Origin of the sequence: uncultured Solobacterium sp. (assembly GCF_963517755.1) — a bacterium.
Taxonomy (GTDB): domain Bacteria; phylum Bacillota_I; class Bacilli_A; order Erysipelotrichales; family Erysipelotrichaceae; genus Bulleidia.
In genome coordinates this window covers 53,510-67,876 of the sequence record NZ_CAUQGG010000001.1, presented here as the reverse complement: position 1 = coordinate 67,876, position 14,367 = coordinate 53,510, and the positions used below count along the sequence as shown (strand labels likewise).

The window sequence follows — 14,367 nt, the reverse complement described above, 5'->3', positions numbered from 1 at the left end:
TCTTAGATATTATAACAAAATCACCTTCTTCAAACCACAAAAACGGGAAATTTAACAAATATTAATTGAAAAAAACAGCCGAGATATACAGGCTGTTTCAGAAAGATTATTTGTTCTTTAATTGTTCTAAAATCTTTTCTAATAGAACTGTTTCATCGCTCTTTACAGGTGCAGCTTCTTCCTTCACTTCTGGTTTCTTAAGCTTGTTAATTGCCTTAACCATAACGAACAATACAAATGCTAATAAGAAGAAATTAATTACGGATGAGATAAATGCACCAATCATCAAGTTAACAGAACCTAAACTAATTACAACATTTGAGAAGTCAACCTGGAATATTACACCAACTAATGGGTTAATAATATTTTCAATAAATGACTTGATAATAGCTTGGAATGCACCACCAATGATGACACCAATAGCCATGTCCATTACGTTACCACGTAACGCGAACGCTTTAAACTCTTCAATAAAATTTTTCATATTATTTATCCTCCAATATAGATTTTAATTCGATAGTATCATCATCTAGAATCAAGTAATTACCCATGCAGAACGGATTGTCAGTTTTGAAGGCTGACGATTCTAAGATCGAAACTTCGTTAGCATTATATGATATTTCATAACGATTGCCACGTAAATCGCTCATAAACTTTAAATTTTGTTGATTTGTGAAACGATCTTTGATATGCATAAGAGTCCGTTTACCATAAACAAACTTATAAACTGGTGGTTGAAAGCCATAACGTTGTTTAAAAGCATCTAGTGTTTTCTCGATTTGTAAATCATTCATTTCCTCTGAAAGAATAACACCTTTCATACCTGGAATCGATAATACATATGCAATCGCATAAGAATTAACAACATTGAGTGTCATGCCCCCGATACAATCCACAAGCTTATTATTAAAATCTCCAACTTGAGAAACAACTGTATTGATAAGAGTTGCCTTACCTTCTTGTGATTCATGGATTACAGGGGTAACTGTATCATTCTCAACTACATTTAAGTAACTTTCACAATCAAATACTCTTGGTTTCTTTGTTTGAATAATATACTTGTAATTTTGGTCAAACACATTCTCTGTATGATAGTGATACGCTTGTTTGCCTAGTCTTATATGTTGAATAGCACGTAGATTATCTAATTTTTCTAATGCTAATCTACGAGTTTCGTTTATCACGCTAACTGGCAAGAAGATATGCTCAATTTCACCCTTAAGTTCTATAATTCGGTATGCAGATGCACCGGTTTTTGCAAGAGCTGCTTCAATCTTTTCTCTTGTTAGTGGTGCATTTTTTGCTAGTTCTAGATTCACTAAGCTTTCTTGGATAATTGTATGTTCACCATCAGAAACTATCAGTTTTAAAGGTTTTCCAATTCTTGCTTCGTAGGAAACTGTAATATCAACTAATCTACTAAACGCTTCAATGTGATGTTGTACTTCATCTAGCAATCTAGTATCTGTTGTTTTATGCAACTTTTGTCCTCTCTTTGGTCTTCCTTCTTTGCATTCTAGAGTAACAATCTGTCCAGGGTTTGCACTATTCACCAAGAGATTCTTTTGGTCATAAATTTTAACAGCAGTTAATCCAATATCTTCAGGTACGCTTAGAATACGTAAGCCATCATGCTGGTATAGTGGTTTTGAAAGTTTTACCTTTACTTTGCCTTTATAGAAATCTACAACTTCTCCAATTACAACTCCTTGATGATTCGGACGATATTGGCTCATACGTTTAGTAACATCATCATGGAATAGATGGCCTTCTGAAAAACCACGATTAAACATCAGCTTTAACTCTTCTTGACGTTTCTTTGTTACACAATATGTTTCATTACGATAATAAGCATCGATAGCTTCACGGAAAGTCTTTGTGATAAGCCAAACATATTCCGGACGTTTCATACGTCCTTCTATCTTCAAACTACTAACACCTGCTCCTAACAGTTTTGGTAATTGATCAATAACATTCAAGTCCTTTGGACTAAGAATATATTCTCCTTCTTCAAATTCCGAACCATCTTCCTTGTAGTATTTCATGCGGCAACATTGTGCACACATACCACGATTCGCACTGCGTTGTTTCGTAACAACACTAAACTGACATTGACCACTATAGCTAATACAAATAGCACCATATGCAAATACTTCAATCTCCATGCCACTCTTACATGCTTTTTTTACAAGTTCAATTGGTGTTTCACGAGCTAATACCACCCGTTTAACTCCTTGTGTTTTCATATATTCAATGCCAGCAATATTATGGACATGCATCTGCGTTGAACAATGAACTTCAAAATCTGGAAAACATGTACGAACATAATGAAACAGGCCAAAATCTTGAATCAATAAAGCATCCACATCATGGTCATATAAAAATTGAATTTGGTCTTTTGCAGCTTCAATTTCAGGTTCATATAATATGGTGTTCATTGTCACATAAACTTTTACTCCGCGAATATGACAATAACGTACTGCTTCAATTAACTCTTCTCTCGAAAAGTTTCCTGCAAATGCACGAGCGGAAAAAGAATTTAGTCCTAAATAAACTGCATCACAGCCAGCTTGTACTGCCGCAATTAACGCTTCCATATTTCCTGCTGGCGCAAGTAATTCAGTTTTCTTCATAAAACCCCCTTAATCTTTTGATACTCGTTTATAAGTTGCTCTAGTCTCATCTTTGCATTTGCGGCAGAAGTACTAGGCAAACTAATGTGTGGTATATCTAAATGAATATATTGATTATATAATACAGCTGCTTTCTTCCCAGTCGTAACAATCAACTGTATATTTGATTTATGGACTAAACCAGCAATATCATTCGTTTTGACATTCTTGATAGAAGAATCAGAAGATCCTTCAATAGTACAAGAATGAATTACATCCCACATTGCAATATGATGCTGATGACAAAATAACACACGGTCAGTAATTTCTACTTTGAATAAAGCCTCCATTACTGCCCAAAAACGATTGGTCTTATTTGCATAATACATCTTATTTTGTCTACTAATCACAGATGGAAATGAACCTAATATTAATACCCGTGAGTGTTCATCATAGATTGCATCCAAGGGATGTATAACTTTCTTAGCACTGGCTTTCATCGAAATACTTAGCCAGTCCACCGATGGATGTTTCTTTCAAACTCATCGGTATACAATTACCAGTTTCTTTCATAGTCTCAACGATCGTATCAAAACTTACTTTATGAGTAGCACGGACCTTGTTCATGTGAATCGCTAGATTTGCGGCATCAATTGCACGTAGGATACCTTGTGAATTACGTTCGATACATGGAATCATGACATACCCCATAACTGGATCACAAGTTAACCCTAAATGATGTTCAATTCCAATCTCTGCTGCGTATTCAATATCATTTAAATTACCACCCAGAATATATGCAAAGGCAGCACTTGCCATTGAAACAGCAGATCCCACTTCAGCTTGACAGCCACCAACCGCACCAGAAATCGTCGCATTATGCTTAATTAAATTTCCAAAGATACCACCAATAGCTAGAGCATCAACCATAGTATCCTTATCAATCTTCAAGTCATGAATGCAATGATATGTTAAAGCAGCGATAACACCACATGCGCCAAGTGTAGGCGCAGTTACCACCTTATGTGTATCAGCATTTTCTTCGCCTGCGGCGTAAGCATAGCTCATTAGTTTTAAATCATTTGCATACGAACAATTGTTTTCTAAACTCTCTAAATATAACTTACGTGCAACACGTTGCAATTTTAACTTACCAGGTAAAATCCCTGCTTCTGCAGTTATACCTGCATGAATACATTGGACTTCTGCATCCACGATATCAGAAAGATGTTGACGTAAATTTGGCTCATAAGAATAGATATAAGAAAGTAACGATTCATTTTTATCTTGTAATACTTGCTTAATTTCTTTTAGTGTATTTTCCTGATATACTTCATCGTTCCAATCAAGATCTTTTTCCACAATCCGAATACTACCACCACCGATGGAAAATACAGTCCAACGTTGCTGAAGTTCATGTTTATCATTGTATGCGCGAATATAGAATCCATTAGGAAATTCTTCTTCCCATTCAAGAGAAAAAATTACTTTCACTTCACCTAATAAAGTTTGTTCAATAATCGCATCTGTATGATGCCCTTTCCCGGTTAAGGATAAAGAGCCAAAAAGTTCAGCTTCATAGTAAGGAAATGCACCATATGATTCATTAAAGAGCTTGCAGGCTCTCTCTGGTGCTAATGTATGTGAACTGCTCGGTCCACGTCCTATTTTATATAGTTCTTTAATTGATTGCATGTTAACTCCCATTCTTTAATAAGAACTGTTCAAAACCATTTTTGGGATCAATTCGTCCCGCTTTAATACCTTGTTCAAGCGTTGCAAGTTCCTCTAAATATCGTAATACAGTCTTTGACTGTAGATGATAACAACTTTCTAAACCTTTTTTGATTGCCCAATCATCCGCATGTAGTCTTGTAGCAATCATACTATCTGATAATCCACGTTCATACAGTTTTTTAATGTTATATAAGCTACGTAATTTACTTGCAAGCATTGCAATCATCGCAACATAGTCATAACGCGCTTGTAACATTTCATCTACTGCTAATAATGCAGAAGATAAATCATGCGCAACGAATGCATTGCTCATTCTAAAGATATTTAAATCAGCGTTCATCGGTACGATATGTATAATATCTTCAAGATTCAACTCTTTCTTTCCATAAAGATCAATCTTTACAAGAGCATTATGAAATTTCAAAGTATCATTACTAACACGTTCCAACAATTCGCCTCGTGCATCACGTGTAAGTTTATATTTATTCTCTTTTAACTTATCATCTACATACTTTTCAAACTCCCACGGCTTCATGAGTTCAAATTTCACAATTCTAGTATCATAAGACATTAGAAGTTTATATTCTTTCTTTCTGGTATCAGCCGAAAATGTATGACAATAAAATACCAGTAACGTATTTGGATTCGGATTTTTAAGATACGCTTCAAGTGATTTTAAGCGTTGTTCTTTCTCTGCTTCTTGTTTCTCTAATTCTTTCTTAGATGTCTTTACTGCAGCACGCAAGAAATACGGTTCTTTTATTATGATAGCCTTTTTAGCAGAATCATCGAATAGAGAAAATGTATCACAAGCTACCAACGCTTCATCAAAACGAAATGTTTTAGCATTTGAAGCATCAAAGGTTGTGACATAATCTTTTCCTATAGAAAACTCTTTTAAAAGAGTAGCTAAGCGCTCCTCTTGTCGATACATATCTTTTCCACTCAATAAGTAAACTGTCATACGCTAACTTATTATAACAATTTTCCCAGACGATGTTAGAGCGAAATGCTTATGAAAGATACTAAAAAACGAAATATCTCCATAAGTTCCTGTATCCATCCACATAATACCCCTCTTATCCATTTCTTTAATGACAGCACGTGATGGTAAATGACTGGATAAATATGGTTGATTGATACAGATACATACTTTTGGTTGTAAATAATCAAAAAGTTCTGGTGGATTAGCATTTTTAGATCCATGATTTGCAAGTATCATCACATCAACATTTAAAGAATCATAATGATTTAATAAATACGTGATATCACTATGATCTAAATAAGTAAACACGATAAAAGTAAGTTCATTATATTTAAAATACCAAATTGGATGTTCAGTATTTTGCAAATTAAGTTGTTCTGCAACATAACTTTGAGGTGCTGATACTATCTCTACCCCTTCAGTATCATCCCCTAATTCCACCACTGCGAAAATCTTAGAAATACCTTTTGCATGTAGATAACTTTGTAAATCATTTGATATAACTGACTTTGGCTCAGATAGTACTGTTGCACAATTAGAAAGCATTGATTTTAAAATAATATTTGTATTTTTCGGAGTGTTTAGCACTGTTACTTCTGATAATGGATGAACGATAGATAAACTAAGAAATATTATCACAGTACTTGCGATAGTGTATATTCTAAATTTATGTTGTTTAAATAATGCATATACCATTGGTAAAAACAACATTCCAATACCTATGATATTTCCATTTATCTTGATTGATTGAATCTTCGAAATCATTCTAGAAACAAGCGATACTAGCTCTACTATATTTAGACCAGTATACAATTGAATAAAACCCATTATCCAAGTAAAACCCATAAAGTAGCGGATGATGGGATAAAACAAGAATGAAAGTAATTGGATTGATTGAAATTTAATACTACAAATGCTTCCAATCAAACAAGCAGTTATTATCTTACGATGGGATTTTGAAAACAGAGTTTGTAAACGATAAATAAGCGGTATTTGAAACGATAACGAATATAGAGCCCTAGGGAATATAACCAATAAAACTATCGATGAGATTAGAATTTTTACTCTTGTAGGAATATCCACAAACTGCAATATTCCATACAATAACGAGTACACTAAGATAATTGGATAATGATAAAACAGATTTAAAACAATAAGACATAATACTTTAATGATTTTACGTTGTCTTTGTGTACTAAAAAACTTTAAAACATATAACAATAACCATACACTTGCAATATATGAAAAACCAGTTTGATCAAAAATATCTGATATATCAATTCCCTTATTTTTGATGTGAAAGATAATTTGATATAAAATCTCTCTCTTTAAATTATCATCAAGCTTTTCAATATGGTTTTGTACCCAAGAGCGTAATGTGAAATATTGTTGTGTCACTTGTATTTCCGATTGATATGTATAGCCACTAAAACCATTCTCTTTTGCCCACTTGTATAATGAAAATCCATAAAATTTCGAATCATAATCAAATGAATGGATATGTTGCGTAACTTCTACCTCAGCATCAAATGGTAGAGTTGTATTCGTATACACTACAATCCGATTATCGCTATTTTCAATAATTGCATAATTACTTTTTATATCAACGATTCGATATGTTTCTGATGAGATAAAATGAATCTTAGGAAAATACGTCATACATAGGATACAACTTAGAAAAATACAACTCTTAATACTATGATGTCGATACCAATATAGAATACATAAAAGGAAAACAATGAATTTATAGATATCTTGCATATATAGACATAATAGATACATCAATAATACAAGTAATGGATTTCTTAGAATTCCTTTCATAAACAGATTTTATCTTTTATGAAATCAAACTTTGCTTGACCTATCCCTTTTACTTTCATTAAATCTTCTAATATCTGGAATAATCCATGTTGATTTCGATAATCAATGATTGCTTGTGCAGTTTTCTCACCGATTTTAGGAATTTGCAATAACCCATTCAAATCAGAAGTATTAATAGAAATCAAATTCACAGAAATATCACTAGATTTCGTTGGTATTGTTAATACATCTTTATCATGCAAAATAGTCTCTAGGTTCAAACTAGATATATCTGCATTTTCGTTTAAACCCGCTTTCGATAATAGTTCCTGTATTGTTGCATATGGATCTAGAGAAATTACACCTTGTCTTAATACAGCACCGTAAACCGTTACTTGAATTGAAGATTTACTATATTGATTTATATTGATAATGTTGAATTTACCTGATGATAAAATGATGAAACATAAAAAAACAGTAAGTAGTAGTCTCATACGTCCTCCACTTACTGTATTTGTTGTAATCTTAGTGATTCCTTACTTAATCTTAACAATTTCAACTGTATAAGGATTTGCGACACGTACTTCACAAACATCACCAACCTTATGGTCTAGAATTGCCTGTGCTAATGGTGTTTCATTAGATAGGCGACCATTTAAAGGATCTGATTCTGTTGAACCTACGATATTGTAAGTAACTTCCTCCTTAGTATCATTGAAGAATAATGTTACGCTAGAACCGATATGAACAGCTGACTTCTTACCAGCCTTTTTCGTATCAATAAGTTCATAGTTTCGCAGCATGTATTCCAAAGTTGAAATACGTGCTTCTACCTTTGCCTGCTCATCACGAGCCGCATCATAGTCCGCATTTTCTGAAAGGTCACCCTGTGCACGTGCTTCAGCTAGTTCCTGCTTAACTTCTTCACGAACAACATGGACGAGGTTATAGTATTCATCCTGTAATTTTTTTAGACCTTCTTCAGTAAGATATGTTTTATTTTCTTCAGCCATTTTATTACTCCTTACGCTTGGTTATTATAGCATTGTGTGCGTGATGATGCTACTGATTTTTGTTGTGAGTAAATCAATCGCAACCGTATTCTTGCCACCTTCCGGAATGATTACATCCGCATATTTCTTTGATGGTTCCACAAATGCTTCATGCATTTGCTTAACAGTTCCCACATATTGATTTACAACAGACTCTAATGTTCTACCGCGTTCTTTTACGTCACGAACTAAACGTCGAATAAATCGAATATCCGCATCAGTCTCCACGAAAATCTTGATGTCTAGTAAATTTCGAATCTTTTCTTCTTCTAATACAAATAAACCTTCCAGAATCAAGACATCACATGGATAACAATCTTCTGTTTCGTTACTACGTGTGTGATTGACAAAATCATAGATTGGTTTACGAATAGCTTTATTCGCAATTAGATCTTGAATATTTTCGATCAATAAGTCATTGTCAAACGCAAATGGATGATCGTAATTTGTCTTAATACGCTCTTCCATTGGCTTCTCTGCTTGATCTTTGTAATAGTCATCTTGCCGGATAATTAGTACAGATTTTTTATCCGCAAATGTCTTTTTGATTGTTTCAGAGATTGATGTCTTTCCAGATGCACTACCACCGGCAATGCCAATAATAATCGGTTTACTCATTCGTATTTGCCTCTTTCACTTCTGATTTAATAAGTATCTCATTTTCGTCATAGTATAAACGGATTGAAAATGGAACTTCGTTTCGAAACATTTTCTCCAGGAAGATACGATCACCTTCCCAAAGTTCTAAATCTAAAATATCCTTCTTTGGTATATATGCCAGTGTTCCCTCGCTACATTCATGTAGAGTTCCAACATAATCACTTGTTTGATATACATAGATTTCTTCATCTTCATGATGTTCATAATGAAAATGAATGATACCACAATATAGCGCAGATTGTACTTGATATCCTGTTTCTTCTATTACTTCACGTACCATGCATTCATATGGTGTTTCATTTGTCTTTAACTTTCCACCTACACCTATCCATTTACCGTGATTTAAGTCATGTTGTTTTTTATTACGTAATAACATCAACCACTTATCATCATGGACTAGATAACATACTGTACTTTTAATCATTTAAATTTACATGATCTTTCACATTTTGATTATGTTCTGTAAGTGTCTTTGCAAAGAATACTTCACCCGTCTTCGTATCTGCCACAAAGTAGAGATAGTCTGATTCAATCGGATTTAATACAGCTTTAAATACCTTCTCACCAGGATTCTCAATTGGTCCTGGAGGTAACCCTTTGTGTAAGTAAGTATTATATGGTGAATCAAACTCTGCATTAACTTCACAAGCTTGCCACTTATCTGTTTGACGGTCAAAATCGATTGCATAGCATACTGTTACACTAGACTGTAATAACATACCTTGGTTTAAACGATTATAGAACACGCCAGCAATTGTACGGAGTGTCGTTTCATCGCCTCCACCTTCGTACTGTACGATACTTGCTAAGGTATATAATTGATGAATCGAAAGCTTACTCTTAGCAATTGCATCTTTATTTGCTTCATAAACAACTTTTGTTTGATCTAACATCTTTAGTGTTACATCTTTCGCAGTTGTTTCTTTATAAAATTCATAGGTGTTTGGCGCAATATAGCCCTCTAGATAAATACGTACATTGTCTTGGAACATTTCATCAGTAATAAATAGATATGTAGACTTCAAAGAAGAAATCCACTCTTTATCATTCCATAACTGAAGTAACTCATCTTCTTTGACGTTCGTAACTGCCGCAATCTTTTCAGCAATATGTTTTGCCCAGTCACCTTCCGTAACGGTTACAGAAACAGTATCACTTGCTGCTGCTGTTGCACTATTTAATTTTTCTAAAATTGCTTGCAAATCCATATTACGATTTAATGTAAATGTTCCAGACTTAAAATTATTAAGCTCGTAGAGTCTAATATACAACTTCGCAACATTTACATCTTTGATTAGATTCTCATTTTTAAGATGTTGTAAGATATCAGCTGACGTATCACCAGTATTCACTTTAAACTCAACTTCTTCAGAAGTATCTGAAACAGCTTTAATTGATTGTGAATAATAAATATAAGAACTTACGCATCCAACAGCTAATATCAAAATGAGTAATAAAGGAATTAAACTTCTCTTTTTTCTTCGCTTAGCCATGTCTATTCACCATCATCTTCACTGATAAATGCACCTAATACTTCTTGGCACATTTCCCATTCTTCTTCATCGATAACTTCATCCATTGATCCATCTTCGTTATAACTGTATGCATACACATTGCCTTCTTCATCCGTTGGGTCTGTAAATAACACATACTTCTTTGTCTTATCTTCATTTTCAAACGTCAAAAGAATTTCAACTTCACGTTCATTGCCTGTATCATCAGTAATCATCATTGTGTTGTTTTCAATCATCTTATCATCTCTCCTTAAAAAAGGCGTTTGCCGCCTTACTTTACATTACGATCAAGCCAAGTCTGTAGAATCTGTACTGCAGCTAACTGATCAATTTTCTTTTTACGTTTCTTTCTTGATACGTCCGCTTCTAACAAAATACTTTCAGCTACAGCTGTCGTAAATCGTTCATCTTGCATCTTAACAGGGATACCAGATTCTTGTTCAAGAACCTCACCAAACTCTAGACAAATCTGTGCACGAGGACCAACATCATCATTCAATAATAGCGGTAACCCTAGTACTATTACATCTGGCTTTTCACGATCAACAATATCTAGCACTTTATCTAAGGCCATATTGTAATCATCGGGCTTAAAACGAATTGTCTCAATTGTTCTTGCGATGAATCCTGTATCACTAAAACTAACACCACAAGTTACGCTACCAAGATCTAAGCCTAGATAGCGTGTCATTTAGTGATTTGCCTCTAAATAGAAACGAACTAATTCTTCAATAATTTCATGACGTTCCACGGATTGGATCAAACTTCTTGAATTGTTATGTGAAGATATGTACGCAGGATCATCTGAGATCAAATACCCAGCCAACTGATTGATAGCGTTATATCCTCTCTCACTTAATGAAGCTTCTACCTGTTTTAAAACTTCGTGGATTGTTTCGCGACGAATCTCTTCAGAATTAAAGCTCATCGTTTCAGTCAAATTATTTTGTTTCATCATTTTGACTACCTCCATCTCTGTAAATATTTTATGTCATATTTTACAAAAAGTATATACAACCGCTTCATTTCATTGTGTTTATAACATGAAAACTGCCAAAAAATAGGTGCCATATAGGCACCTATTGTAAAACATGATTATTGTGCAAGAATTTCTCTTACTAATGCATGTGCTTCTTGTACTTTGGAAGTATCCTTGCCACCAGCTTGTGCCATGTCAGGTCTACCACCACCGTTACCACCAGTTAGCTGTGCAGCAGCCTTCACAATATCACCAGCCTTCTTGCCCTTAGCAATTGCGGCTTTCGAGCTAGCGCATACAAATGTCACTTTACCATCTGTTGTATTTGATACAAAGACAAATCCATCCGCAAGCTTATTACGAACATTTTCAGCATATGCCTTTAAGCTATTCGTATCAAATCCATTTAGGCTAAGTAGTACACAAGATAAGCCATTAATTATTTCAGCTTGCTGTACTGCTGTATCCGCTGATGATAATAATTCTGCTTGTTTATGTGCATCGTTTTCTTTACGGAGCTGCGCATTCTCTTCTTGTAGTGCAACTAATTTTTCTTTAAATCCTTGCCAAGATTGTAGTTTCATTAACTTTGCGCATTCAAGTAAGTACTGTTCTTCAGTCTTAAAGTCCTTATATGCATCATATTTTGTTTCTGATGTAATACGTCTAATGCCAGAGCCGATAGATTCTTCAGAAGTAATCTTAAATACGCATAAATCAGCAGTATTATTTGCGTGTGTACCACCACAGAATTCCTTAGAGAAATCTCCCATCGATACAACGCGGACTGTATCGCCATACTTTTCATCAAACAATGCAATTGCACCAGAATTCTTTGCAGCTTCAACATCCATCACTTCAGTAACGATAGGCTCAGCTAAAGCAATCTGTTCATTCACAAGACGCTCAACCTCATTCAATTGTTCTTCTGTAGGTTTTTCAAAGTGTGTAAAGTCAAATCTACCATACTCAGCACAATTATAAGAACCAGCTTGCGCAATATGATCACCCAACACCTTCTTTAAAGCAGCTTGTAATAAGTGCAGTGAACTATGATTCGCACGTGTACGTTGACGCTTTTCATAGTCGTATTCACCTTCTACCACATCACCTTCTGAAAGTGTACCATTAACGATTGTAATGTGATGTAGTGGTTGTTTATGTGGTGCTTTTTGCACATTCGTTACATTTGCTTTGAAATGATCATTCCAAACAATACCTGTATCTGCACACTGACCACCACTTTCCGCATAGAAACAAGTTTCATCAAGGATAATATCACCCTCATCAGTCAATGTATTAACACGTACACCATCCTTAAATAAGCCAATAACTTTACCTTTAGAATGTGTATCCGTATAACCTGTAAACTTACTCTCTTGTGTGAAGTCCATTAGGTCAGCTGATTGACCATGCATGGATTGAATATTTCCACGTGCTTCTCTTGCACGTGTCTTTTGAGCCTGCATTTCTTTATCAAAGCCTTCTGAATCAACACGATAACCTTCTTCTTCGGCAATCTCAGTAGTAAGTTCCTTCGGATATCCATAAGTGTCATATAACTTAAACATTACCTCACCAGGTAAAATCTTAGAGTCCGCATGTTCTGCCAATGCATTCTGTAAGAGTGCTTCACCATTTGCTAATGTCTTATGGAAAGATTCTTCTTCCTGCTTCACTAGCTTTTCAATTAATGAAATCTTTTCTTGTAAGTATGGGTAGTAAGAGATCATATTATCTGCTACAACCTTTACAAGCTTATACATGAAAGCACCATCGATACCTAACTTAATGCCATAACGTACCGCACGTCGTAATACACGACGTAATACATATCCACGACCTTCGTTAGAGAACATCGCACCATCCGCAATCGCAAAAGTAACCGTACGGATATGATCAGCGATTACGCGATATGCCATCTTGTATTCTTTTTCGCTATATGAATGTTTTGCATATTTCTCTGTCGCATGGATAATTGGTAAGAATAAATCAGTATCAAAGTTTGTTTCGCCATCTTGAATCAAGCATACAAGACGCTCAAGGCCCATACCTGTATCAATATTCTTCTGTGGTAATTCTTTATACTCATGACGATCAACTTCACCAGGACGACAATCATATTGTGAGAATACGATATTCCAGACTTCAATATAGCGATCATTCTCTAAGTCATCAAAGAATAACTTTTCACCAATTCCTTCTGGATCATACTTTTCTCCACGGTCATAGTATAACTCTGTATCTGGTCCACCAGGTCCACGACCAATTTCCCAGAAGTTATCTTCTGTACGACGAATGTGACTAGGAATCATGCCTACCTTAACCCATTGGTTATAAGCTTCATCATCATCTGGATAAACAGTTACATATAAACGCTTTGGATCAAATCCAATCCACTCTGGGGATGTCAAAAATTCCCAAGCCCAAGTAATCGCTTCTTTCTTAAAGTAATCACCGATTGAAAAATTACCCAACATTTCAAAGAATGTGTGGTGACGTGCTGTACGTCCAACATTTTCAATATCGTTTGTACGAATTGATTTTTGAGCATTACAAATACGATTTGAAGCCGGCTTCTCTGAACCATCAAAATACTTCTTTAGCGCTGACACACCAGCATTGATCCATAGAAGTGTTGGATCATTATGTGGAATAAGACTTGCGCCAGGTTCGATCATACAACCTTTAGACGCAAAGAAATCTAAGAACTTTTGTCTGACTTCATTTCCACTGAGTCGATATTGTTTTTCCATTGTTTTCCTCCTGAACAAATAAAAAACGTTCCTACATCCAGGAACGTAAATACGCGGTACCATCCTGATTCGCACAAATGTGCGCACCTCAATTACTCTGTAACGTAGAGATACGTTGCTGATTAAGCACTCTGTTAAAGGAAGCTTCAATATCGCTTATGGAAGATTTTCACCAAACATCTTCTCTCTACTTCACAGCCAATATCTACTTACCCTTTGTCATTGATTTCTATGAAATTCTAACATTAAAACACTTTAAAATAAAGCGAATT

Annotated in this window: 15 protein-coding genes and 1 other annotated feature; all 15 genes read right to left on the bottom strand. The window is 34.8% G+C overall.

The window, feature by feature from the left end:
* Positions 1-106: 106 nt before the first annotated feature.
* Complete coding sequence (gene mscL, locus RWM19_RS00340) at positions 107-484, bottom strand: large conductance mechanosensitive channel protein MscL (protein WP_294023402.1); 378 nt, start codon at positions 482-484, stop codon at positions 107-109.
* A 1-nt stretch (position 485) separates the two neighbouring features.
* A complete protein-coding gene (locus RWM19_RS00335; protein WP_313982540.1) occupies positions 486-2,633 on the bottom strand; it encodes a U32 family peptidase in 2,148 nt (715 codons plus the stop codon).
* The gene (locus RWM19_RS00330) at positions 2,630-3,112 is read right to left on the bottom strand and encodes a DNA-deoxyinosine glycosylase (protein ID WP_313982537.1); all 483 of its coding nucleotides are present in this window, start codon (positions 3,110-3,112) and stop codon (positions 2,630-2,632) included. Before RWM19_RS00330 ends, RWM19_RS00335 begins: the two co-directional genes overlap by 4 nt.
* Entirely contained in the window at positions 3,096-4,307 is a 1,212-nt protein-coding gene (locus RWM19_RS00325; RefSeq protein ID WP_313982534.1) for an L-serine ammonia-lyase, iron-sulfur-dependent, subunit alpha, read from the bottom strand. Before RWM19_RS00325 ends, RWM19_RS00330 begins: the two co-directional genes overlap by 17 nt.
* 1 nt (position 4,308) lies before the next feature.
* Positions 4,309-5,313, bottom strand: a complete 1,005-nt coding sequence (gene holA / locus RWM19_RS00320) for a DNA polymerase III subunit delta (protein WP_294023406.1) — start codon at positions 5,311-5,313, stop codon at positions 4,309-4,311.
* 3 nt (positions 5,314-5,316) lie between these two features.
* Positions 5,317-6,993 (bottom strand): hypothetical protein, encoded by a 1,677-nt coding sequence (locus tag RWM19_RS00315; protein ID WP_294023407.1) that lies wholly within the window; start codon positions 6,991-6,993, stop codon positions 5,317-5,319.
* Positions 6,994-7,151: 158 nt separating this feature from the next.
* On the bottom strand, positions 7,152-7,628 hold the full coding sequence (locus RWM19_RS00310) for a ComEA family DNA-binding protein (RefSeq protein WP_294023408.1): 477 nt from the start codon (positions 7,626-7,628) through the stop codon (positions 7,152-7,154).
* A gap of 42 nt (positions 7,629-7,670) precedes the next feature.
* Entirely contained in the window at positions 7,671-8,147 is a 477-nt protein-coding gene (greA, locus tag RWM19_RS00305; RefSeq protein ID WP_294021283.1) for a transcription elongation factor GreA, read from the bottom strand.
* A 24-nt stretch (positions 8,148-8,171) separates the two neighbouring features.
* Positions 8,172-8,804: a uridine kinase gene (gene udk / locus RWM19_RS00300; protein WP_294021282.1), complete on the bottom strand. Its 633-nt coding sequence runs from the start codon at positions 8,802-8,804 to the stop codon at positions 8,172-8,174.
* Positions 8,797-9,270: an 8-oxo-dGTP diphosphatase gene (locus RWM19_RS00295; protein ID WP_313982527.1), complete on the bottom strand. Its 474-nt coding sequence runs from the start codon at positions 9,268-9,270 to the stop codon at positions 8,797-8,799. The genes udk and RWM19_RS00295 overlap by 8 nt, the downstream gene beginning before the upstream one ends.
* Positions 9,263-10,339: an endolytic transglycosylase MltG gene (mltG, locus tag RWM19_RS00290; protein WP_313982524.1), complete on the bottom strand. Its 1,077-nt coding sequence runs from the start codon at positions 10,337-10,339 to the stop codon at positions 9,263-9,265. Before mltG ends, RWM19_RS00295 begins: the two co-directional genes overlap by 8 nt.
* Before the next feature lie 2 nt (positions 10,340-10,341).
* On the bottom strand, positions 10,342-10,596 hold the full coding sequence (locus RWM19_RS00285; protein WP_313982522.1) for a DUF1292 domain-containing protein: 255 nt from the start codon (positions 10,594-10,596) through the stop codon (positions 10,342-10,344).
* 35 nt (positions 10,597-10,631) lie between these two features.
* Positions 10,632-11,051 carry a Holliday junction resolvase RuvX gene (gene ruvX / locus RWM19_RS00280; protein ID WP_006526466.1) on the bottom strand — a complete coding sequence of 140 codons (420 nt, stop codon included), beginning with the start codon at positions 11,049-11,051 and terminating at the stop codon, positions 10,632-10,634.
* Positions 11,052-11,315, bottom strand: a complete 264-nt coding sequence (locus RWM19_RS00275; RefSeq protein ID WP_294021297.1) for an IreB family regulatory phosphoprotein — start codon at positions 11,313-11,315, stop codon at positions 11,052-11,054.
* Between the two features lie 140 nt (positions 11,316-11,455).
* Complete coding sequence (gene alaS / locus RWM19_RS00270; RefSeq protein WP_313982520.1) at positions 11,456-14,095, bottom strand: alanine--tRNA ligase; 2,640 nt, start codon at positions 14,093-14,095, stop codon at positions 11,456-11,458.
* A gap of 36 nt (positions 14,096-14,131) precedes the next feature.
* Positions 14,132-14,327 (bottom strand) — a binding site (T-box leader).
* Positions 14,328-14,367 lie beyond the last annotated feature (40 nt).